This window comes from Paucibacter sp. B51 (assembly GCF_027863535.1).
Taxonomy (GTDB): domain Bacteria; phylum Pseudomonadota; class Gammaproteobacteria; order Burkholderiales; family Burkholderiaceae_C; genus Paucibacter_A; species Paucibacter_A aquatilis.
The window spans coordinates 392,935-415,176 of sequence record NZ_JAPIVN010000002.1 but is presented as its reverse complement, the minus strand read 5'-3'; the positions used below and the strand labels follow the sequence as shown (position 1 = coordinate 415,176).

The 22,242-nt window shown below is 65.6% G+C and carries 21 protein-coding genes and 1 tRNA gene; 13 read left to right on the top strand and 9 right to left on the bottom strand.

The features are described 5' to 3' along the window. Positions 1 to 25 precede the first annotated feature (25 nt). The gene (locus OOB33_RS22730; RefSeq protein ID WP_271010324.1) at positions 26 to 541 is read left to right on the top strand and encodes a PEP-CTERM sorting domain-containing protein; all 516 of its coding nucleotides are present in this window, start codon (positions 26 to 28) and stop codon (positions 539 to 541) included. On the opposite strand, the gene OOB33_RS22725 is transcribed toward OOB33_RS22730, so the two are convergent. From OOB33_RS22725 to OOB33_RS22715, 3 genes are all read right to left on the bottom strand, one after another. Continuing rightward, positions 531 to 1,145 (bottom strand): LysE family translocator, encoded by a 615-nt coding sequence (locus OOB33_RS22725; protein ID WP_271010323.1) that lies wholly within the window; start codon positions 1,143 to 1,145, stop codon positions 531 to 533. The two genes, OOB33_RS22730 and OOB33_RS22725, sit on opposite strands and share 11 nt — an antisense overlap. 159 nt (positions 1,146 to 1,304) lie before the next feature. After that, positions 1,305 to 1,853, bottom strand: a complete 549-nt coding sequence (ruvC, locus tag OOB33_RS22720) for a crossover junction endodeoxyribonuclease RuvC (protein ID WP_102766266.1) — start codon at positions 1,851 to 1,853, stop codon at positions 1,305 to 1,307. 43 nt (positions 1,854 to 1,896) lie between these two features. Further along, positions 1,897 to 3,096, bottom strand: a complete 1,200-nt coding sequence (locus OOB33_RS22715; RefSeq protein ID WP_171826794.1) for a S1C family serine protease — start codon at positions 3,094 to 3,096, stop codon at positions 1,897 to 1,899. 37 nt (positions 3,097 to 3,133) lie between these two features. On the opposite strand from OOB33_RS22715, the gene OOB33_RS22710 reads away from it, so the two are divergent. Together OOB33_RS22710 and pdxA are read left to right on the top strand one after the other, a co-directional pair. Continuing rightward, a complete protein-coding gene (locus OOB33_RS22710; protein WP_271010322.1) occupies positions 3,134 to 3,883 on the top strand; it encodes a Nif3-like dinuclear metal center hexameric protein in 750 nt (249 codons plus the stop codon). Continuing rightward, positions 3,880 to 4,938, top strand: coding sequence for a 4-hydroxythreonine-4-phosphate dehydrogenase PdxA (pdxA, locus tag OOB33_RS22705; protein ID WP_102766295.1), 1,059 nt, complete (start codon positions 3,880 to 3,882; stop codon positions 4,936 to 4,938). The genes OOB33_RS22710 and pdxA overlap by 4 nt, the downstream gene beginning before the upstream one ends. A gap of 18 nt (positions 4,939 to 4,956) precedes the next feature. Here the strand turns inward: pdxA and OOB33_RS22700 are convergent, their stop codons facing one another. Together OOB33_RS22700 and mscL are read right to left on the bottom strand one after the other, a co-directional pair. After that, positions 4,957 to 7,452 (bottom strand): DUF1631 family protein, encoded by a 2,496-nt coding sequence (locus OOB33_RS22700; RefSeq protein ID WP_271010321.1) that lies wholly within the window; start codon positions 7,450 to 7,452, stop codon positions 4,957 to 4,959. 212 nt (positions 7,453 to 7,664) lie between these two features. Next, positions 7,665 to 8,105, bottom strand: coding sequence for a large conductance mechanosensitive channel protein MscL (gene mscL / locus OOB33_RS22695; RefSeq protein WP_102766297.1), 441 nt, complete (start codon positions 8,103 to 8,105; stop codon positions 7,665 to 7,667). A gap of 239 nt (positions 8,106 to 8,344) precedes the next feature. Between mscL and petA the strand changes: the two genes are divergently transcribed. The 6 genes from petA (at position 8,345) to OOB33_RS22665 (ending at position 12,834) form a co-directional block, all read left to right on the top strand. Next, positions 8,345 to 8,941: a ubiquinol-cytochrome c reductase iron-sulfur subunit gene (gene petA / locus OOB33_RS22690; RefSeq protein WP_102766298.1), complete on the top strand. Its 597-nt coding sequence runs from the start codon at positions 8,345 to 8,347 to the stop codon at positions 8,939 to 8,941. Between the two features lie 44 nt (positions 8,942 to 8,985). Next, positions 8,986 to 10,398 carry a cytochrome b gene (locus OOB33_RS22685; RefSeq protein WP_102766299.1) on the top strand — a complete coding sequence of 471 codons (1,413 nt, stop codon included), beginning with the start codon at positions 8,986 to 8,988 and terminating at the stop codon, positions 10,396 to 10,398. A 21-nt stretch (positions 10,399 to 10,419) separates the two neighbouring features. After that, positions 10,420 to 11,202, top strand: coding sequence for a cytochrome c1 (locus OOB33_RS22680; protein WP_102766300.1), 783 nt, complete (start codon positions 10,420 to 10,422; stop codon positions 11,200 to 11,202). A 162-nt stretch (positions 11,203 to 11,364) separates the two neighbouring features. Beyond that, the gene (locus OOB33_RS22675; RefSeq protein ID WP_102766301.1) at positions 11,365 to 11,982 is read left to right on the top strand and encodes a glutathione S-transferase N-terminal domain-containing protein; all 618 of its coding nucleotides are present in this window, start codon (positions 11,365 to 11,367) and stop codon (positions 11,980 to 11,982) included. Positions 11,983 to 12,018: 36 nt separating this feature from the next. Next, a complete protein-coding gene (locus tag OOB33_RS22670; protein ID WP_271010320.1) occupies positions 12,019 to 12,672 on the top strand; it encodes a ClpXP protease specificity-enhancing factor in 654 nt (217 codons plus the stop codon). 86 nt (positions 12,673 to 12,758) lie between these two features. Next, positions 12,759 to 12,834 (top strand) — tRNA-Thr (locus OOB33_RS22665). Positions 12,835 to 12,941: 107 nt separating this feature from the next. On the opposite strand, the gene OOB33_RS22660 is transcribed toward OOB33_RS22665, so the two are convergent. Next, positions 12,942 to 13,289, bottom strand: a complete 348-nt coding sequence (locus tag OOB33_RS22660) for a hypothetical protein (protein WP_223696641.1) — start codon at positions 13,287 to 13,289, stop codon at positions 12,942 to 12,944. A gap of 332 nt (positions 13,290 to 13,621) precedes the next feature. Here OOB33_RS22660 and secA point away from each other — a divergent pair, with 332 nt between their 5' ends. From secA to OOB33_RS22640, 3 genes are all read left to right on the top strand, one after another. Continuing rightward, positions 13,622 to 16,366: a preprotein translocase subunit SecA gene (gene secA / locus OOB33_RS22655; RefSeq protein ID WP_271010319.1), complete on the top strand. Its 2,745-nt coding sequence runs from the start codon at positions 13,622 to 13,624 to the stop codon at positions 16,364 to 16,366. A gap of 274 nt (positions 16,367 to 16,640) precedes the next feature. Continuing rightward, complete coding sequence (locus OOB33_RS22645) at positions 16,641 to 17,204, top strand: PEP-CTERM sorting domain-containing protein (protein WP_108724336.1); 564 nt, start codon at positions 16,641 to 16,643, stop codon at positions 17,202 to 17,204. A 53-nt stretch (positions 17,205 to 17,257) separates the two neighbouring features. Then, entirely contained in the window at positions 17,258 to 17,953 is a 696-nt protein-coding gene (locus OOB33_RS22640; RefSeq protein ID WP_102766609.1) for a PEP-CTERM sorting domain-containing protein, read from the top strand. A 205-nt stretch (positions 17,954 to 18,158) separates the two neighbouring features. Here OOB33_RS22640 and OOB33_RS22635 read toward each other — a convergent pair whose 3' ends face one another. Further along, entirely contained in the window at positions 18,159 to 18,548 is a 390-nt protein-coding gene (locus OOB33_RS22635; RefSeq protein WP_271010318.1) for a hypothetical protein, read from the bottom strand. 262 nt (positions 18,549 to 18,810) lie between these two features. On the opposite strand from OOB33_RS22635, the gene OOB33_RS22630 reads away from it, so the two are divergent. Further along, positions 18,811 to 20,061: an alpha/beta hydrolase family protein gene (locus OOB33_RS22630; protein WP_271010317.1), complete on the top strand. Its 1,251-nt coding sequence runs from the start codon at positions 18,811 to 18,813 to the stop codon at positions 20,059 to 20,061. Here OOB33_RS22630 and OOB33_RS22625 read toward each other — a convergent pair. Beyond that, a complete protein-coding gene (locus tag OOB33_RS22625) occupies positions 20,036 to 21,526 on the bottom strand; it encodes a sensor histidine kinase (RefSeq protein ID WP_271010316.1) in 1,491 nt (496 codons plus the stop codon). The genes OOB33_RS22630 and OOB33_RS22625 overlap by 26 nt on opposite strands. Next, positions 21,523 to 22,200, bottom strand: coding sequence for a response regulator (locus OOB33_RS22620; RefSeq protein WP_102766270.1), 678 nt, complete (start codon positions 22,198 to 22,200; stop codon positions 21,523 to 21,525). Before OOB33_RS22620 ends, OOB33_RS22625 begins: the two co-directional genes overlap by 4 nt. Between the last annotated feature and the right edge of the window lie 42 nt (positions 22,201 to 22,242).

Genomic DNA, 22,242 nt, shown 5'->3' with positions numbered 1-22,242 from the left:
TCACTTTTACTGGGAATTCCAGACCATGAAGTTTTTTTCGCCCACCCTGACCCGCGGCGGCGCCGCCCTGGCCCTGCTCACCGGCGCCCTGGCCGCCCAAGCCGCCACCTTCAACTTCAGTGGCACGGTCAGCTTCGGCCCGCAGCTGGGCCAGCAGCTCAGCGGCCAGTTCAGCTTTGACGATGCGGCCGCCGCCCTGGCAGGCCCGGACGGCACCGTGGCCCTGAGCAGCCTGAGCCTCAGCTTCCTGGGCCAGACCTTCCAACTGGCTCAGGCCATCGACCCCTACGCTCAGTTCGAAGGCGGCCAACTGCTGGGCCCGAATGCCGGCTTCACAGGCTTCGCCACGCCGGGCGCCACGCTGCAGCTGCAGTCCTTTTTCGGCAGCAGCGGCTTCACCTACAGCGCCAACGGTCAGGACAGCCTGGGTGACTTGACCGTCAGCGCCGTGCCCGAGCCTGCCAGTTGGGCCCTGGGCTTGGCCGGTCTGGCCGTGGTGGCGGGCCTGAGCCGCCGCCGCCGCGTGGGTTTCAGCGGCTGAGTGCCAATCGCAGCCCGAAGCCCAGCAGCATCAGCCCCGCCAGCTTCTCCAGCCAGCGGGCGATGCTGGGGTTGGCGCGCATGCGTGCCGCCAGGTGCTGGGTCAGCAGGCTGGCCACCACGCCGTAGCTGAAGCCGAGCACGGCGATGGTGGCGGCCATGGCCGCGAAGGTATGCAGGCCCGGCTTTTGCGTCGGGTCCACGAACAGCGGGAAGAAGGCCATGTAGAAGACGATGGCCTTGGGATTGAGCAGGGTGATGAAAAACGCCTGCTGGAAATACTGGCGCGGCCGGATGTTCAGAATCGGTGCCGCGCCCGGCTTGGCGCGCAGCATCTTCAGGCCCAGCCAGGTCAGATAGCCGGCGCCCAGCCATTGCACCGCGGCAAAGGCCGTCGGGTAGGCCGCCAGCAAGGCCGCCACACCGGCCACCGCCAACCACAGCAGCACCTGGTCCCCGGCGACGATGCCGGCGGACGCGGCAATGCCGCCGCGCAAGCCGCCCTTGCTGGTCGAGGTGATCAGGGCCAGATTGCCCGGACCGGGGACCAACAGAAACACCAGGATGGCGGCGACAAAAGCGCCGTAATCTGCGATGCCGAACATGGTTGGTGGCTCTCGGTGGGGGCGGAGAGGTGATGTTAGGTGAACGGGTGAATGGGTGAACAGGTGAACAGGTGAACAGGTGAACAGGTGAACAGGTGAACAGCTGGGCGCCCGCTACTTCACCCATTCACCTGTTCACTCGTTCACCCAAGGCTCCAATCAATACGTCCTGCTCCCCTTGAACTGGGCGTGCTGGCGCCGCTGCAGGGTCGTGCTGCGGCTCATGGCCGCGAAGCTGACGCTGGCGTGGGCATGCATGATGGCCAAGCCTAGGGCGTCGGCTGCGTCTTTGCCCGGCTCGCCGGGCAGGTTGAGCAGGCGCTGCACCATGTGCTGCACCTGTTCCTTTTTGGCGTGACCGTTGCCGACGATGGCTTTCTTCATCTGCAGGGCGGTGTACTCGGCCACCGGCAGATCGCCCGCCACCAGGCCGGTGATGGCCGCGCCGCGCGCCTGGCCCAGCAAGAGCGTGGACTGCGGGTTGACGTTGACGAACACGATCTCCACCGCCGCGCACTGCGGCTGGTAACGGGCGCAGACCTCGCGCACGCCGTCAAAGATGATCTTCAGCCGTGCCGGCAGATCACCGGCCGCCACGGCGCTGGTCTTGATGGTGCCGCTGGCGATATAGCTCAGCCGCGGGCCATCCGCATCGATGATGCCGAAACCGGTGGTCTGCAAGCCGGGGTCAATGCCAAGAATTCTCATGCCGCAAGTGTCGCAGCAGCCAGTCCCCTGGACTCTTGCGTCCTCACTCCCGCTCCACCTGCGGTTTGGGCCGCTGAGCCACGGTGATGGCGATGTCCAGCTCTTGGCCGGCGCGTTGCACGGTGACCTGGGTGCCGGTTTTGGGCTTGAGGGCGGAGACGGCGGCGAGCAGCTGGGCCGGGGTGGCGACCGGGGTGTCGCCGACGCGGGTCAGCACATCGCCGGGCTTGAGGCCGGCCTTGGCGGCTGGGGCGTCGGCCACCACGCCGCTGATCAGCACGCCTTGCTTGACGGTGACCTTGAAGGCCTCGGCGAACTCGGGCGTCAGCTCGCGGGTCTGCACGCCGATCCAGCCACGGGCGACCTGGCCGTCGCGGATCAGCGACTCCATCACCTGGCGCGCGGTGCTGACCGGAATGGCGAAGCCGATGCCCAGGCTGCCGCCGCTGCGCGAGAAGATGGCGGTGTTGATGCCGACCAGGTTCCCTTCGGCGTCGACCAGGGCGCCGCCCGAGTTGCCGGGGTTGATGGCGGCATCGGTCTGGATGAAGTTCTCGAAGGTGTTGATGCCCAGCTGGTTGCGACCCAGGGCGCTGACGATGCCCGAAGTGACCGTCTGGCCGACATTGAAGGGGTTGCCGATGGCCAGCACCACATCGCCCACCTCCAGGCTCTCGGCATGGCCGAGCTGGATCACGGGCAGGCGCTCGAGTGCGATCTTGAGCACGGCGACATCGGTCTCCGGGTCGCTGCCGACCAGGGTGGCGCGGGCCTGGCGGCCGTCGCTGAGCATGACCTCGATGTCCGAGGCGCCTTCGATCACATGGTTGTTGGTGAGCAGATAGCCGTCGGCCGAGACGATCACGCCCGAGCCCAGGCCGGTCTGAGGCCGCTCAGACGGCTGACCCCGGCCGCGTGGGCCGAAATGGAAGCGGAACCAGGGGTCGTTGCTGTCGGCCGTGCGGCTGGGCGCCTTGCTGGCGGTGATGCTGACCACGGCCGGCGCGGCGCGGCGTGCGGCCAGGGCATAGCCGCTGCGTGCCGGGGCGGAGGCGCCGCTGGCTGCCGGCGCGGCCGGGCTGGGTTCGGCGATCTTGAACAGGGGCAGGCTGGCGGCCGGGCCACCGGCGCTGCCCGCGAGGCCGCGGCCTTGCAGCCATTGCGGTTTCAGGGTGCTGACCACGAAGAGCAGGGCCAGCACCACCGTGGTGGCCTGAGCGAAAATCAACCAAAGTCTGCGCACTACAACAACTCCTCTTTCGAACCCGAGCGGCCCACCGATGACTTCACGACACAGCCTGGAACGACATCTCCATATGGAGCTCAATGTCGACCGTTTCAAGGATTATGGGCCGAACGGTTTGCAGGTGGAGGGGCGGGCCGAGGTGCGTCATCTGGTCTGCGGCGTGACGGCCAGCCTGGCCTTGATCGAGGCAGCGATTGCCGCCGGGGCTGATGCCATCCTGGTCCACCACGGCCTGTTCTGGCGCGGCCAGGACGGCCGCGTCACCGGTTGGATGAAGCAGCGCCTGGCGCGTCTGCTGGCCGCCGATGTCAGCCTGCTGGCCTACCACCTGCCGCTGGACGCCCATGCCGAACTCGGCAACAACGCCCAGCTCGGCCGCGTGCTGGGCTGGCAGGCCGACGGCCGCTTCGGCGAGCAGGACCTGGGCTTCATCGGTGCGGCTGCGCAGCCTTTGAGCTTGCAGGCCCTGGGCGAGCAGATCGAGCAAGGCCTGGGCCGTGCGCCGGTGCTGGCGCCCGGTGATGGGCGCGCGCTGAAGCGCATTGCCTGGTGCACCGGCGGGGCTCAGGGTTATTTTGAACAGGCGATTGCGGCCGGCGCCGATGTGTTCGTCACCGGCGAGATTTCCGAGCCGCAAGCCCATCTGGCTGCCGAGACCGGCGTGGCCTTCATCGCCGCCGGCCACCATGCCACCGAGCGCTACGGCGTGCAGGCCCTGGGTCAGCATCTGGCTCAGCAGTTCGGCCTGAGCCAGCAGTTCATCGATCTGCCCAATCCGGCATGAGCACGCTCACGTCAAGCCCGCGGCCCTTGCTGCTGAGCATGGGCGATGTCTGCGGCATCGGCCCCGAGGTGGCGGTGGCGGCCTGGGCGGCCGATCTGGATCTCAGTGGTCGCAGCGATCTCTGCCTGGTCGGCGATGTGGCCGTGCTGCGTCGGGCCCTGGGCTTCATGGGTCTGCAGGCGCCGGTGCTGCAGCTGGAATGTTTGCAGGACTTTGCCCAGCGCCCGCCCCATGCCCTGCCGGTGTGGCAACCCCCGGGCCTGGCGGTGGGTTTGGTCGATGAGGCGCTGGGCCAGATCTCGGCGCGCGCTGGTGTGGCGGCGGCCCTGTGCATCGAGGCTTCGGTGGCCGCCCTCCTGGCTGGGCAGGCTCAGTGCCTGGTGACAGCGCCCATCCACAAAGAGGCCTTGCATGCGGCCGGCGTGGATTTCCCGGGGCATACCGAGCTGCTGCAGGCGCGCTCGGTGCCGGCCGGCGCGGCCTTGCCGCCGGTGCGCATGATGCTGGCCAATGAGGAGCTGCGCACGGTGCTGGTCACCATCCATTGCTCGCTGCGCCAGGCCATCGAGCAGATCAGCGCCGCGCGGGTGCTGGAGACGCTGCGCATCACCCACCAGGCGCTGCAGCGCATGGGCATCGCCCGGCCGCGCATCGCGGTGGCGGGCTTGAATCCGCATGCGGGCGAGGGTGGGCTGTTTGGCGATGAGGAGATCCTGCACATCGCGCCGGCCATCCAGCAGGCCCGGGCCGAGGGCCTGGACGCCAGCGGTCCTTACGCGCCCGACACGGTCTTCATGCGCGCCCGCCATGCGGCTGGCCACCCGGGCGAGTTCGATGTGGTGGTGGCCATGACGCACGACCATGGCCTGATTCCAGTGAAGTATCTGGGCGTGGAGCAGGGCGTCAATGTGACCCTGGGTTTGCCCTTTGTGCGCACCAGCCCCGATCACGGCACGGCTTTTGATCTGGCCGGCAGCGGCCGGGCCGATCCGGCCAGCATGGCGGCGGCGATTCGCATGGCGCGGCGCTTGATGCAGCCGCCAGTGGCGACCTGAACAGGCGGCCTGAGGTTTTCAGCTCTTGCTGCCGATGGCGGCCAGTTGCTTGCGGGCGCGCGAGATGGCGCGCTCCATCAGGTAGGCGTGCTCAAAGGCGCGCAGGCGGCCCGATTCGCACAGGCGCTTGAGCATGCGCGCGGTCATGGTGACCGTTTCCTGGTGCTTGGCACCCTGGGTGAAGATGAAGAAGCTGCGACCGGCGCTGATATGGGCCAGGCGCACCTTGTGCCAGCTGTCGCCGGTGTGCATGCGGTAGGCGAAACCGAGCTGCAGGTGGTCGATCAGCAGCTCGCCCTCGCTGGGCTCGGGCGCTTCGGTGGCGGCGGGCAGGCCGTCGATGCTGATGTCCACGGCCTGCAGCGGCGCTTGCGGTTCATCGTCGCCGAGCACGATGTCGACCGTGCCGTCCCAGTCGACCCCGCTTTCACTCACCAGGCCCAGGCTCTGGGCTTCCTGCGGGCTCAGGCGGCTGCCCATGTCCAGGTCTTGCGGCACGGTGACCGGCGCATCGGCGGGCAGGTCGCGCTCTTCCGGCGGCGCGCAGCCGAACACGCCGTCCAGCTGCTTGATCAGCAGATTGGTTTCCAGCGCGCTGGGCGCCACGCCCTTGAGGGATTCGGCATGGGCCGGCAGCAGGGCGCCGAAGAAGACCTTGCGGGCGGGCTCGGGCCAGGCGATCAGGTCCAGGCCTTCGCCGAGGGTGCGCATCAGGGCGGGCAGCTGGCTCAGGAAGGCCTGCCGCTGGGCCGTGCCGCCCTTGGGCTGCACGCTCATCACCAGCTCGCGGCCGAGCTGACGGAAGCGCAGGGTGCGCTCGGGCGTGCCCTTGGGGTCGCGCGAGGACAGCACGATGGCCTGACTCCAGACCTGGGCCAGGAAATCGCGCAGGAAATCCTGCATGGGCACGGGGGCCAGCGCGGTTTGCAGCTGCTGGGTGTAGCGCTGCTGCAGGCGCAGGTCGATTTCCTTGCGGTCCAGCAGCTCGGCCATATCGCCGACGGCGCTGCCTTCGCTGGCGCTCTTCAGTGTGCCGGCGATCTGCTCCTGGATGAAACGCTCCAGGGCATCGAGCTTGCTTTCGTAGACCTCCATGCGGTCGAAGTCGCCGCTGGCGACCTCCTGCACGAGATCGCGCACATGGGCCAGGAAATCGCTGCCGGGCGCTTCGCTGAAGTCATCGAAGGCGCAGGCCAGCGAGGCCATGCGATTGACAAAGCGGCGCACCGGATGCCGGCGCGAGGAGAAAAAGCTCGGGTCGCCCAGGGCCGCGCGCAGCACCGGCAGCTGCAGCCGGGCCAGCAGGCGCGCCATTTGCGGAGGCACCTTGGGGTCCGACAAGACCTGGTCGAACAGGCTGCTGACCACATCGATGACCATGTGATCCAGGCGCCCGGTGGCCGCCTGACGCAGCTCGTCGCGGTGGATCTGAATCAGATTGGGGGGCTGCACGCCTTGCCAGGCGGAGCCGCCGAAGTCTTCGGCCCAGTCGCCCGGCGCGGCGCCGAGTGCCGCGGGGCCCAGGGCTGCGCTGCCCGCATGGCCGCCGACCGCGCCCGACGGCAGGCCGCCGCTCATGCCGCTCATGCCGCCGAAGCCGGAAACACCGGCCGGTGCCGGCGCCTGGGCGAGGCGGCGCAGCAGGTCCATCAGCTGGCCGTCGACCACGCCCATACCGCCGGCGTTGGCGCTGCCGTAACGGCTGTGGCCGCCGGCCATGCCTGCGCCACCATAACTGCTGCCGCTGTAACTGTTGCCAAACTCGCTGCGAGCACTGCGCGGGCCGTTGTGGCTGAACTGCGCCTGCCCACCCGGGCCGGAATCGAGCTCGCCGTGCACCGAGGCGCCACCGGCCAGGCCCTGCGCGCGGGTGCTGGCGTTGGGGGATTCGTTGCCGCGCACGCGCAGGTCTTGCGGGCGCAGGCCGCGGTGGCGGAACAGTTCCGCGATGTCGGCATAGCAGGCGCGCATCTCCTGTGTCATCGCCCGCGTCATTTCATCGACCAGGATCTGTCGGCTTTCGCTATCCTCGGTCACGGCGTGGACGGCGGCCAGCAGGGCGCGTGCGACCAACTCGGGCCGCAGGGGGTTGCGATCGCCATTGCGCAGGCTGGCCACATAGGACTCGACCTCGCGCAGCTCCCACTCGCTCTGGTGGCCGATGGCCAGGCCGATGCGGTCGCTGACCACCAGGGCGTCGACCGCGTCATCGTCCATCAGGGACAGCTCGGTCCAGTCCTTCTTGGCGGCGGTGGTGGCTTCGGCCTTGGGGGCCTGTTCCTGGCTCAGCTGCTGGCGCAGCTCCTGAGTGAAGCGTTGGCTGAACAGGCCCTGCTGGCGGCGAAACACCAATTGGGTGGCCAGCAGCAGATCACGCCGCTTGGCTTGGCCGGCCGAGAGCGCCGCCAGACCCATGCCCTCGGCGCAGCGCTCCGAGGCCTGCTCGGCGGCTGTGCGAATGCGCTGGAGGGCAGCCTCCAGATGGGGGTTGAGTCCGAGGTCGGGCGAATTCATGAAGAGGGTGGGGGTGGAGCTGTCGTGAGCGTGCCACAAATCTGGGGTCAGTATCGCGTCAATACAAGGCCATCTCCAGCCAGATGTGCGGGCCTCGGCGCCTGAGCTTGCCAAATAGCTAACGCCCGGTGCCTGCGAAACTTTTGCTTACAGGCGGTCCGGGCGTTACGGGGCGGGGTGGCGCCGGTTTCAGCGGCGCCACAGGCGGGTGATCAGCGCTTCAGCGAGTCGCGGATCTCGCGCAGCAGCACGATGTCTTCCGGCGTCACCGGAGCCTCGGCCGGGGCGGGCGCCGGGGTGTCGGCGCGCTTGAGGCGGTTGATCTGCTTGATCATCAGGAAAATGATGAAGGCCAGGATGACGAAGTTCAGCAGCACGGTCAGGAAGCTGCCGTAGGCGAACAGAGGCACGCCGGCCTTGGTCAGGGCTTCGTAGGTCTGCGCGCCCTTGAAATCGGCCGGGATGCTGCCCAGCACCACAAAATAATTGGAGAAGTCCAGGCCGCCGACCACCTTGCCGACGATGGGCATGATCAGATCCTTGACCACCGAATCGACGATCTTGCCGAAGGCGCCGCCGATGATGACGCCGACCGCCAGGTCAACGACATTGCCCTTGACCGCAAACTCCCTGAATTCCGAGAAAAAACTCATCGATCTCTCCGTGGGCGGCCAGAGGCCGCGCTTTCCTTGTTGATGGATAAAAAACCATGCGAGCGCCCATGGGGCGCGCAACGGCCATGATTGTCGACGGCGATGGCCCCGCACAGCGGTAAAACGCTGATACTGTGGCGCGGAAAACAGTTTCGGATGCGGTTGCCGATACTGAGAGCTGATAGCGTCCGTTAGAATCCCGGGTTGCCCCCGATCAGAAGTCTCGTTTGAGGATCCTCATGAGTGACCAGCAAGTGGACCACGGCAAGCGCACCTGGCTCATCGCCACAAGTTGCGCCGGTGCCGTTGGCGGCGTAGCCACCGCCGTACCTTTCGTCAGTACTTTCACACCGTCCGAGCGTGCCAAGGCCGCCGGTGCCGCCGTGGAAGCCGATATCAGCGGCCTCAAGCCGGGTGAGAAGATGACCGTCGAATGGCGCGGCAAGCCCGTGTGGATCGTCCGTCGTACGCCCGAGCAGTTGGAAGCCCTGAAGGGTATTGACGGCCAACTGGCCGATCCGAACTCGGACCGCAAGGCCTACCCGACGCCCGAGTACGCCAAGAATACCCATCGCTCGATCAAACCCGAGTTCTTCGTCGGCGTGGGCATCTGCTCGCACCTGGGCTGCTCGCCCAGCGACAAGTTCCAGGCCGGTCCTCAGCCCTCGCTGCCGGATGATTGGCACGGCGGCTTCCTGTGCCCCTGCCATGGCTCGACCTTCGACCTGGCTGGCCGTGTGTTCAAGAACAAGCCGGCGCCCGACAACCTTGAGGTGCCCCCTCACATGTACCTGTCCGACGCCAAGATCCTGATTGGCGAAGACAAGAAGGCTTGATGCTCCGGCATCAAGTCGCACAAGGCTAAAGGACAGAGGTCAACATGGCTGCTGAATTCAAAGAAGCTCCCGCCGGCGCTGGCGCTGGCGAAAAACTGCTGACGTGGGTGGACAACCGCTTCCCGGCTAGCAAGCTCTACAAAGAGCATCTCTCGGAGTACTACGCTCCGAAAAACTTCAACTGGTGGTACATCTTCGGGTCGCTGGCCCTGGTGGTGCTGGTGATCCAGATCGTCACCGGCATCTTCCTGGTGATGCACTACAAGCCCGACGCCAATCTGGCGTTCGCCTCGGTCGAGTACATCATGCGCGATGTGCCCTGGGGTTGGCTGATCCGCTACATGCACTCCACCGGCGCTTCGGCGTTCTTTGTGGTGGTGTACCTGCACATGTTCCGTGGCCTGATGTACGGTTCTTACCGCAAGCCGCGCGAGTTGGTCTGGATCTTCGGTTGCGGCATCTTCCTGTGCCTGATGGCTGAAGCCTTCATGGGTTACCTGCTGCCCTGGGGTCAGATGTCCTACTGGGGCGCCCAGGTGATCGTGAACCTGTTCGCGGCCGTGCCCTTCGTCGGTCCGGATCTGGCCCTGTTGATCCGCGGTGACTTCGTGGTGGGCGACGCGACCCTGAACCGCTTCTTCAGCTTCCACGTCATTGCCGTGCCGCTGGTGCTGCTGGGTCTGGTGGTGGCGCACATCATTGCGCTGCACGAGGTGGGTTCCAACAACCCCGACGGTGTTGAAATCAAAGGTCCGAAGGCGCCCAAGGATGCCCAAGGTCATCCCCTGGACGGCGTGCCTTTCCACCCGTACTACACGGTGCATGACATCTTCGGCCTGAGCCTGTTCCTGATCGCGTTCACCAGCGTTGTGTTCTTCGCGCCGGAGTTGGGTGGTTACTTCCTGGAGTACAACAACTTCATCCCGGCTGACCCGCTGAAGACGCCGGCGCACATCGCCCCGGTCTGGTACTTCACGCCTTTCTACTCCATGCTGCGCGCCACGACCGACACCATGGTCAATGTGCTGGTGGGCATCATCGGGCTGGGCGCATTGCTGGCGGTCATCAAGGGCAGCTTCAGCGGCAAGGCCAAGATGGCGGTGCTGGTGCTGGCGGTGGTGGCCTGCTTCCTGCTCAAAGTCTTCGACGCCAAGTTCTGGGGCGTGGTGGTGATGGGCGGTGCCGTGGTGATTCTGTTCTTCCTGCCTTGGCTGGACCACAGCCCCGTCAAGTCGATCCGTTATCGCCCTGACTGGCACAAGTATGTCTATGCCGTGTTCGTGGTGTTCTTCCTGGTGCTGGGCTATTTGGGTATCCAGCCGCCGACCGACCTCGGCACGCTGGTTTCGCAAGTGGGCACGCTCTTCTACTTTGGCTTCTTCCTGCTGATGCCCTGGTGGAGCAAGCTGGGCACGCCCAAGGCTGTGCCTGACCGTGTGACCTTCCACGCCCACTGAACAAGCACCGGAGTCCAAAGAATGAAGAAACTCATCGCTACGCTGCTGACCGCCCTGTCTTTGGGTATGGGGCTGGTCTCCGGCGCCCATGCTGCCGGCGGCGGCATCGAGTGGGACAAGTTCCCCAAGGAAAAGATGACCGACATGGCGGCGCTGCAAAACGGTGCCAAGCTGTTCGTCAACTACTGCCTGAACTGCCACGCTGCAGCCTTCAATCGCTACAACCGTCTGCGTGACCTTGGCCTGACCGAAGCGCAGATCAAGAGCAATCTGCTGTTTGCGGGCGACAAGGTGGGCGAGACCATGAAGGTGTCGCTGGATCCCAAGCAAGCCAAGGACTGGTTCGGCGCGACGCCGCCGGATCTGACCGTGATCGCACGTTCGCGTGCTGATGGCTCCAAGGGTTCGGGTGCAGATTATCTGTACACCTATCTGCGCACTTACTACCGCGACGACACCAAGGCCACGGGCTGGAACAACCTGGCCTTCCCCAGCGTGGCCATGCCGCATGTGCTGTGGGAACTGCAAGGCCAACGCGGCGCCAAGTTCGCTGAAGAAGCCGATCCGCATGACGCCAGCAAGACAGTCCATGTCTTCAAGGGCTTCGAGCAACTGACCCCCGGTACCCTGGACGCTCGCGCGTACGACAGCGCCGTAGGCGATTTGGTCGCCTATCTCCAATGGATGGGCGAGCCGGCCCAGGCCCAGCGCTTCCGCCTGGGTGTGTTGGTGCTCTTGTTCCTGTCGGTGTTCACGGTGTTTGCATGGCGCCTGAATGCCTCGTACTGGAAAGACGTGAAGTAACGTCTTCCGTCCCGGTCCTGGCGGCTGCGAGAGCGGCGGCCGGGTCCAACACGCAGTGGGTGGCTCGTCCGGAGCGCCCGCTGCGTTTGTCTTTTGTGCGGCTCACTGCAAGACCCGATGTGACCCGCAGCCTTTTCACCTGACCTCTCGGAGCCTGCCGCCATGATGGTGCTTTATTCTGGAACCACCTGCCCCTACTCGCATCGCTGCCGCTTCGTGCTGTTCGAAAAGGGCATGGACTTCGAGATCCGTGATGTGGACTTGTTCGCCAAGCCCGAAGACATCGCCTTGATGAACCCGTACAACGAAGTGCCCATCCTGGTCGAACGTGACCTGATCCTGTACGAATCGCACATCATCAACGAGTACATCGACGAGCGCTTCCCGCACCCGCAGCTGATGCCCGGTGACCCGGTTGCCCGCGCCCGCGTGCGCCTGTTCCTGCTGAATTTCGAGAAGGAACTGTTCGCCCATGTGAACGTGCTGGAAGGCCGCGGCCAGGCCGTCAAGGCGACCGACAAGCAGCTGGAAAAGGCCCGCGCGCAAATCCGCGACCGCCTGACTCAGCTCGCCCCGATCTTCCTGAAGAACAAATACATGCTGGGCGACGATTTCTCGATGCTCGACGTGGCCATCGCTCCGCTGCTGTGGCGCCTGGACTACTACGGCATCGACATGTCGAAGAATGCCCTGCCGCTGCTGAAGTACGCCGAGCGCATCTTCTCGCGCCCGGCCTACATCGAAGCGCTGACGCCTTCTGAAAAGGTGATGCGCAAGTAAGCGCCGACCTCAGCGTAGCGAGCACAAGAGTTCGAAATGGATCAAAGCCCCGACAAGGGCGGGCCGGGCAGCAGCTCGACCCGTCCCTACCTGATTCGCGCCCTGCACGACTGGTGCACTGACAACGGCTTCACGCCCTACATCGCGGTCCACGTCGACCGCCTCGTGCAGGTGCCGATGGAGTACGTCAGCAACAACGAGATCGTGCTCAACGTCGGCTTTGACGCCACCAGCGGCCTGGACCTCGGCAACGAGTTCATCCAGTTCAAGGCCCGCTTCGGCGGCACCGCACGCGAGATCATGGTTCCGGTCGATCATGTGGTGGCCATCTACGCCCGTGAGAACGGACAGGGCATGGCCTTTCCTGCGCCTGAGCTTGCCGACACCACGGCGCCCGCTGCCGGTGCTGTGGCTGCGTCTCCGTCGGTCGCGGAGGCGCCGAAGCCCGCGCGTGGCTTGCGCCTGGCTTCTGTGCCATCGCCTGCTCCCGAGGCGGCAGACGAGTCACCTGCGACCGAATCGCCGCTTGAATCGCCTGCTGCGGCGCCTGAACCTGCCGCTGCAGCCCCGGCGCTGACTACGGTGCCGGCCTCGCCTGCTCCGGCCGCCGATGCGGCACCGGGCGATGGCTCGGAGCCTGACGGCCCGGGGCCGGGTGCCGGTCGTCCCGCACTCAAGCGGATCAAGTGAAGGACAAGACCGATCGGGTCTGACTTCACGTTCTTGAATCCTTCGGGCTTGGGGCGTCAAAACTCCGGCTATACTGAAGGGCTAGTGCCGGCTTAGCTCAGTTGGTAGAGCAACCGCCTTGTAAGCGGTAGGTCATCAGTTCGAATCCGATAGCCGGCACCAGACGCACAAACGAAAAAACGAGTCTTCGAGAGAAGGCTCGTTTTTTTTCGTCCCTGCCGTCCGTGGCTGGTTGGAACCGGCTCGGCGCCGAAGCGGCGTCTCGGGCCTCAGCCCTGCTGCTCGACCTTGATGCGCACCTTGTGCGGCTGAATGCCTTGCTCGGCCAGCAATTCTTCCAGCCGTGGCTGCAGCTGGCGCAGCTTGGCGGCCACGGCGGCGTTGGCAGCGATCAGGCTCCAGCCTTCTTCGTCCACCGGGCCGGGTTTGATGAAGCGGCTCAGCGCGCCGGGCAGGGCGGGGGCGACCACGGCCATGCGGCGCTTCGATTCATGCAGCAAACGCCCGAGGCGGGCCAGGGCGTCATGGCCGGCCAGGGCCTGCGAGATCGGCAGCGGGTCGGGCACCGCGCATGGGCTGGGGCTGCCGGGGGGGCGGATTCGAAACGGTGCGCGCATGGCGGCAGTGTAAGGCGCGCTGCCTGCTGACGGCCCCGCAAGCCGGGGCTTGCCCGGGGGGCGAAGCCCCAGGTTTGTCAAATGGCGAATGCTAAACTGACGGGCTTTTGCGCCTGGAGCACCGTGGATTTTGCGTAGGGCCGCGCTTGCAAGTGCGGCAGCACGCCCCATATGGACCGGGCGCATTCAGAAACAACACAAGAAGACCCGTCTCACACAGAAGGCCCAGTCTCGCGGCGCGAATTTCACGATGCACGCCGGCAGCGACAGCCGTCACCAGGAGCTTGCCCGTGCGGGCTCCCGTTCCACGACCGAACAAACCATCACGCTGCATGTTGCCCAAGCTTCTCACCCAGATTTTCGGTAGCCGCAATGAGCGCTTGCTCAAGGGCTATCGCCGCGTCGTCCAGCAGATCAATGCGCTGGAACCCAAGTTCGAAGCCCTCGATGACGAAGCCCTGCGGGCCAAGACCGCCGAGTTCAAGGCACGCGTGGCCCAGGGCGAATCGCTCGATGCCCTGCTGCCCGAGGCCTTTGCCGTTGTGCGCGAAGGCAGCAAGCGCGCGCTCAAGATGCGCCACTTCGATGTGCAGCTGATCGGCGGCATGGTGCTGCATGCCGGCAAGGTCGCTGAAATGCGCACCGGTGAAGGCAAGACCCTGATGGGCACGCTGCCGGTCTACCTGAATGCACTGACCGGCAAGGGCGTGCATCTGGTGACGGTCAACGACTACCTGGCCAAGCGTGACGCCGAGTGGATGGCCCAGCTCTACAACTTCCTCGGCTTGAGCGTGGGCATCAACCTGCCCAATATGCCGCGCGAGCAGAAGCAGGCCGCCTACGCCGCCGATGTGACCTACGGCACCAACAACGAGTATGGCTTCGACTACCTGCGCGACAACATGGTCCACGACGTGGCCGACCGCGTGCAGCGCCCGCTGGCCTACGCCATCGTCGACGAGGTGGACTCCATCCTGATCGACGAGGCGCGCACCCCGTTGATCATCTCGGGCCAGGCTGACGACCAGACCGATGTGTACCTGGCCATCAACCAGGTGGCACCGCGCCTGAAGAAGCAGATCGGCGAACTCGACCCGCGCACGGGCGAGGGCGTGATCGAGCCGGGTGACTTCACCGTCGACGAGAAGTCGCACCAGATCTACCTGACCGAAGACGGTCACGACAACGCCGAGCGCCTGCTCGCCGAAGCCGGCCTCCTGCCCGAGGGCGCCAGCCTTTACGACGCGGCCAATATCTCGCTGATGCATCATCTGTATGCAGCGCTGCGTGCCCACCACATCTACCACCGCGACCAGCATTACGTGGTGCAGAACGGTGAAGTCACCATCGTCGACGAGTTCACCGGTCGCCTGATGACCGGCCGCCGCTGGAGCGATGGCCTGCACCAGGCCGTGGAGGCCAAGGAAGGCGTGGCGGTGCAGAGCGAGAACCAGACCCTGGCCTCGATCACCTTCCAGAACTACTTCCGCATGTACGGCAAGCTGGGCGGCATGACCGGCACGGCCGACACCGAAGCCTACGAGTTCCAGGAAATCTACGGCCTGGAAACCGTGGTGATCCCGCCCAACCGCCCGACCCAGCGTCGCGACGAGCTGGACCTGGTCTACAAGACCAACAAGGAAAAGTTCGAAGCCGTGGTGCGCGACATCCGCGACTGCCACGAGCGCGGCCAACCCGTGCTGGTGGGCACCACCTCGATCGAGAACTCCGAGCTGATCTCGGCCCTGCTGAACAAGGAAAAGCTGCCGCACCAGGTGCTGAACGCCAAGCAGCACGCCAAGGAAGCCGAGATCGTGGCCCAGGCCGGCCGCCCCGGCGTGATCACCATCGCCACCAATATGGCCGGTCGCGGCACCGACATCGTGCTGGGCGGCAATGTCGAGAACCAGATCAAGGTCATCGAGGCCGACGCCTCGCTGCCCGATTCGGTCAAGGCCGAGCGCATCGCCAAGCTCAAGAGTGAGTGGGCCGGCTTGCATGAGGCCGTCAAGGCCCAAGGCGGCCTGCGCATCATTGCCACCGAGCGCCATGAAAGCCGCCGCATCGACAACCAGCTGCGTGGCCGTTCGGGCCGCCAGGGCGACCCGGGCAGCTCGCGCTTCTACCTGTCGCTGGACGACCAGCTGATGCGCATCTTCGCGGGCGACCGCGTGCGCGCCATCATGGACCGCCTGAAGATGCCCGAGGGCGAGGCCATCGAGGCCGGCATCGTCACCCGCTCGATCGAAAGCGCGCAGCGCAAGGTCGAAGGCCGCAACTTCGACATCCGCAAGCAGCTGCTCGAGTACGACGACGTCTCGAACGACCAGCGCAAGGTCATCTACCAGCAGCGCAACGACATCCTCGAAGCCGATAGCCTGGTCGAGCAGATCACCAATCTGCGCGCCAGCAGCCTGACTGATGTGGTGCGCACCTTCGTCCCGGCCGAGAGCCTGGAAGAGCAGTGGGACCTGGCCAGCCTGGAGCGCGTGCTGCGCGACGAGTGGCAGCTGGAGGTGCCGCTCAAGGCCCTGGTCGAGAAGAGCGACGCCATCACCGACGAAGAAATCGTCGAAGCCGTGGTCAAGGCCGGTGATGCCTCTTTCAACGACAAGATCGCCCGCGTCGGCATCGAGCAGCTGACGCCTTTCATGCGCATGGTGCTGCTGCAAAGCATCGACCAACACTGGCGCGAGCATCTGGCCTCGCTGGACTATCTGCGCCAGGGCATCCACCTGCGCGGCTATGCCCAGAAGAACCCCAAGCAAGAGTACAAGCGTGAAGCCTTCGAGCTGTTCTCGCAGCTGCTCGACGTGGTGAAGATGGAAGTCACCCGCACCCTGCTCAATGTGCGCATCCAGTCGCAGGAAGAGGCCGACCGCGCCGCCCAGGCCATGGAAGCGCGTGCCGACCAGGTCAGCAACGTCACCTACACCCATCCCAACGAGGATGGCTCGGTCTCGCAGGACCCAGCCGATGGCTTCGATGTGTCCAAGTACGGCCATGTCGGCCGCAACGACCCCTGCCCCTGCGGCAGCGGCAAGAAGTTCAAGGCCTGCCACGGCAAGCTGAGCTGATCGCCCGCGCGTCGCGGCGCGCTTGCGAGCCCAAAGACGCCCCGCCTGTCGGGGCGTCTTTCATTGGGGGCCAGGCCTGCTGGTCCTAGGTTTACATCTCTAAAAGCCCCGACTTCCCGTGCTTTTCACACGAGCACGCGTGCCGAGCCCCTGCTCAGGGGGGCGACGTCATCGGGGGCTTCCCCTAGCATCTCCCCCTAGATTGAAGTGGTTTTCGATTGGACTGGTTTCACCGGTTCAGACCACGAAACTTTCGAACCGGAGGGTGATAGAGATGCGTACAAAACAAGCTGTCGTCGTGATGTCCCTGGCCACCGCCCTGATGGGCCTGGCTTCGCAAGTCCAAGCCGGCCCGGTCACTCAGCTGACTCTGGGGGCCGATGGCGCATTCTCGAACCCGAGCGTTGGCAACAAGAGCGGCCAGAACTTCGCCAACGTCTTCAGCGGCTTGCTGCTGAGCGCCGACACCCTGGTCAGCGGCAATCTCTTCACCAAGGCCAATATGGCCGTGGACGTGGAAGAGGTGTTCCTGCTCAAGCTCGATGGCAATGGCAAGGCCGACCCGGCCAGCCGCCTGTCCTTCACCCAGACCGTGGGCCGTGACTGGTCCAAGCCCGGCTACGGTGCCGAAGAGTGGACCCTGGCTCCTGTGAGCCTGAGCGCCGGCCAGTGGGAGCTGCATGTCAACGGCTACCTGGAAGGTGCCAAGCATGGCGCGGCTTTCAACGGCCAGCTCAAGACCGGCAGCAACAACGTGCCCGAGCCACAAAGCCTGGCCCTGAGCCTGGTGGCTCTGGCCGCCATGGCCGGCCTCAGCCGCCGCCGCCAGAAGGCCTGAGCCCGCCGCCGTTCACCGATCTGCCGAATGCACCGAATCGAAAGTCAATGACCATGTCGACCCTGTTCAAGAAGACCCTGACCGCCGCCACCTTGGCCCTGATCGCCGGCACCGCATCGGCCGCCAGCGTGGACCTGCTCTTCGTCAACAACTCCGGCGAGCTGGAGCTGGACACCTCCTACACCGACACCGCCGGCCGCCAGCTGGAATCCTTCGGTTATGCCACCGGGGCCCTGCAGTTCGAGAACCGCGCCGGTGCCAGCTTCTACGCCTTTTGCGTCGAACTGGCCCAGGACTACGCCAGCACCCGCCGCGGCTTCCAGACCTACTCGGAAGGCAGCTTCAGTGCCGGTGAAAACAAGCTGCTGCAAGGCCTGTTTGCCACCAGCTTCAGCAACTCGCTGAACGCCAGCCAGCAAGCCGCCTTCCAGACCGCGGTCTGGGAAATTACCCACGAAACCGCGGGCAACCCGCTCAATGTGGCCGCCGGCCAGGGTGCTTTCTTCGTGCAAGGCCTGGGCGGCGCCACCGTGGCCGAGCAGAACGCCTTTGTCGCCAGCGTCAACGGCTATCTGCAAGCCGCCGCCAGCTACAACGGCCCCGACCTTTACACCATCACCAAGCTCAGCAACGCCGACTACCAGGACCTGCTGACCGTCAGCGCCGTGCCCGAGCCGGGCAGCCTGGCCATGATCATGGCCGGTCTGGGTGTGATTGGCTTTACCGCACGCCGCCGTCGTCAAGCCTGAGTTGCTCCTCTGTCCTGAGGTCGTTCATCGCGTTCAATCCAGCCGATCCTTGGGATCGGCTTTTTTTTGCGACTTGGATCGTGACTGGCGCGCTGGTGACCCGGCTCAGTCGTGGGCCATCTGCACCGAAGATGGCAAAGCCCGAGGTCTGCAAGCCTGAGTCGATTCAAAGCACCTTCATGCTGCAACGGTCAAAGCTTGCTCCTCAGGGCCCGAGCGCGACGCACAGGCTGCTGGCCAGCAGGAGCAGAACCACAGGCAGCCAGATCCTGCGTTCGCGCGGGCTGGGGGTGATGGCGTTGGCCACGCAGCCCAGGGCGCAGTAGCCCACCACCCACCAGATCAGCGATTGGGCCTGCACTTGGAACGCCGGCCATGCCAGCCCGCTGGCGGCCAGAATGATGGCGGCCATGCCCACCATGATGAGCACGGAGAGCAGGGGGATCCAACGGGTGCGAGGAGGGAGGACGCCTCGCCACTTGCCTCCCAGGGTGAACTCTCCCCACGGGGCCCCCAGGATCAAGGCCAGCTGGAAGATGCACACCCCCAGGCACAGCAAGGCAAAGGTCAGGGCGCTGAGAGGGATGAGGGTCATGGGCGAGCTTGCGGAGAGATTCTTGGGCTGAGGCCTGCACATGGGCCCAGGCCTGGAAGGCCCCTGCAGTCTATCGGTGAGTGCCGCGGGCCCCGCCTCGATCGGCCCGGCAACGGTGCGAGCCTTGGATCGATGAATGCGGGCTGTCGCCAGCCATCTTCATCGCGCCTTCAGCTGAGGCTCAGAACGCCTTCAGCCTGGGCTTGCAGCATGGCGCTGTGTTCGCTTGGAACACGCACTCATGCTGGATTGGACGCATTTCATGTCACGCCTTGCTTCGAAGTCTTCTTCTCCCTTGCTCACCCGCACCTTGCTGGTCACCGCGACGGCGCTGCTCTGTGCCTGCGGTGGCGGCAGTGACGAGCCGCCTAGATCCGCAGACAAGCCCCGGGCCTTGCTGAGCCATTCGGCCTATGCACAGGCTCAGAGTTTCAGCGGTGTGCAGCAAACGCAGTTGCTGCGCTACCGCATGCCGGCATTGAACGGTGGGCAGACCGAGACCGAGGCCTTGTTGTTTGTTCCGCGCGCCCAGCCGGCTTCGGGCGATGTACCGCTGGTGGTCTGGGCCCATGGGACGGTCGGTGTGGCCGATGCCTGCGCACCCAGCCGCAATGCCGATGCGCACAACGAGAAGCAAGAGATCCAGGCCCTGCTCGATGCCGGTTTCGCGGTCTTGGCCCCGGATTACGAAGGTCTGGGTGGGCCGGGTGCGCACCCCTATTTGCATGTCGGCAGCCTGGGCCAGTCGATCACAGCCGCAGTCGAGGCTGTGCACCAGTTGCCCGGTCTGCGCCTGAGCAAGTCGTGGGCGCTGATGGGTCACTCACAAGGCGGCTATGCAGCCCTGGCCGGCGCTGAGATGGCGGCGCGCATGGATGCTGCCTTTCCGCTGCGCGCCACCGTGGCGCTGGCGCCGGCCTCCGATCCCGCGCGCATGGCGGCCGAGTTGTTTCAGCGGATTGATGATCTGGAGCGCGCCATGGCTGCCCAGCCTTCGCCGGAACTGGCCGAGGTTCTGGCCGGCACCGTGTTTCAACTGGCTGCCAATGGCACCGTGCTGTCGCTCGGTCTGCTGGCCCAAGACCCCAGTCTGAAGCTGGAACAGTTGGTGGAAGCCAGTTTCTTGCCGATTGCGAAGCTGGCTGCCGATGATTCCGACTGTCAGCGCTTTGAGCCGGCCCTGGACCAGGACATGATGCGACACCTGAGCAGCGGCCAAGCCCTGTCGACCTACCCCAGCCTCAAGCGCAGTGCCTTTCTGAGCGAGGCGCTGCGCCAGACCCTCAGCAAGAACCGCCCGGCGCAAGTCAAGCTGCAGAGCCCGGTTCTGATCGTGCAAGGCGTGCTGGATGAGCAGACGCCGATCCAGGCGGCGCGTGCGCTGGTGGCCGAGATGCAGCGTTTGGGCAGCTCGGTGCGCTATGTCGAGGTGCCCGACGGCAACCACGGCAGCATCACCCAAAGCCATATGCCCGAGGCCATCGCCTTCATTCGCGAGCGCCTGAATCCCTGAGCGCGTGGCCCCTGCCTTCGCCATCGAGCTGGGCGGCCTGGCGCGGCAGGCGCAAGCTGACGCACAAGCCGCCGCCCGGGGCGTCGTCCAGCTGCATCTGCCCGCCATGCGAATGCAGCACGCTCTGGACGATGGCCAGGCCCAGACCACTGCCGGCTTGGCTCTCGCCCGGCAGGCGGGTGAAGCGTTCCAGCACGGCGCTGCGCCAGGCTTCAGGGATGCCGGGGCCCTGGTCGCTGATGCTGGCGCACAGCATCTCGTCCTGAACCCAGAGGCGCACCTGCACGCTGCTGTGTTCGGGGCTGTACTTCACCGCGTTCTCCAGCAGATTGCCGAACAGCGAATGCAGTCCATCGGCATGGGCCACCAGATACATGGGCTCGCTGCCGGTCTCACAACTCAGGCTGATATGGCGCTGCCGGGCTTGCTGCTCGACCTCGGCCATCACTTCGGGCAAGAGTTGCGCGAGGTCGAGCGTTCGCCACTCGGCCTGGGGACCCTGGATGTCGCTGCGCAGCAAGCTCAGCAATTGATTGACCAGGTGGATGGCGCGTTCGCTGCTGCGCTGCATGCCCTGCCACAGGGGCTGCTGCCTCGGGTCTCGCGCCAAGGCCGCCAGAGAGTCGGCGTACAAGCGCAGCGCTGCCAAGGGCGTGCGCAGCTCGTGCGCGGCATCGGCCACAAAGCGGCGCTCGCGCGCACGCGCCTCGCGCAGTTCTTCCAGCAAGCGGTTGATGGCCTGCAGCAGCGGGCGCAACTCTTGTTCGCGCGCCTGAAGCTGGATGGGCCTGAGGTCATTGGCGTCGCGGCGGGCCACGGCGTCGCTGAGCCGCCGCCAGGGCCGCAAAGCCCAGCGCACCGACAGCCAGCTCGGGACGATCAGCAATGGCAGGCTGAAGCCCAGCGGCAGCAGCAGCAAGGCCAGGCCCTCATCGCTGAGCAGCACCATGCTCAGGTGCCGGGGGATCAAGAACGACACTCGCAGGTCTGAGTCTGCTGCCGCACTCGCAGCCGAGGCTGGGGTCTGCACGGTCAGCACTTGCCAACCCAGCTTGCCGTCGTCCACGTGTTGCAGGCCCGGAGGGAAAGGGCCGTGGAAGCGCGCCGGCAAGCCGGGCGTGGCGTACAACAGCTGCTGGTCGCGCCAGGCCAGCAGGCTGATGCGGCGCAAGGGGTCGTCTTCGCCCTGCTCGGCGCGGTTCCATTGGTCCACCTTGTCCAAGACCTGCCGAAGGGCTTCGGGGCGGTCGGCCAGATGCTGGGCGCTGCTGAGAATGGCCTCTGCCGCCGGGACCAGCTTGAGCGCGGAGGCTTCAGACACATCGGAGCGCAAGCCAATCAGCAACAGCAGGGCCCAGAGGCCACACACCAGGAAAGCCTGGGCCAGCACCAGGCCGCGCAGCATGGATGGCTCGGAGATGTATCGCCACAGCTGGGCAGCGGCGCGGCGCAAACGGCCCCTCATGCGGGCGCTGCAGGCTTGACGGGCCGCTCGATCACATAGCCCACACCGCGCACCGTGCGGATATAGCCCTCGCCCAGTTTGCGGCGCAGGCTGGAGATGTGCACATCCAGCACATTGCTCTCCGCCTGGCTGCAGCCCAGGGCATGCTCTTCCAGAAAGCGCCGCGTCAAGACCCGGTCGGCGCGCTTGACCAGAAGCTCCAGAAGCCGGTACTCGCTGGGCGAGAGCTCCAAGGGCTGGCCGTCCAGGTTGACGCGCAGCGAGGCCTGGTGAATCTGCAGGCCTCCGAGGCTCAGCGCTCCTTCCTGCAGGCCATAGCTGCGCCGGGCCAGCGCGCGCAGGCGCGACAAGAGCTCTTTCAAGGCAAATGGCTTGAGCAAGAAATCATCGGCGCCGCCGTCCAGGCCGCGAAGGCGTTCATCCAAGGCGTCGCGGGCGCTGATGATCAAGACGGGCGGCATCGCCTCGTGTGTGCGCAGCCAAGCCAGCAGGCTGTGGCCATCGCCATCGGGCAGACCCAGGTCGAGCAGCAGCAGATCTGGCCTGTGGGCCAAGATCTGGCCCTTTGCATCGGCCAGGCGCCGCACCCAGCACACCCGATGCCCTTCGGCTTCGCAGGCCAGACGTATGCCATCGCCCAGGTCCAGGTCGTCTTCAATCAGCAGGACATTCATGAACCGATTGCAGCAGAGCGATCTGAAGAAACGATGAAGCCG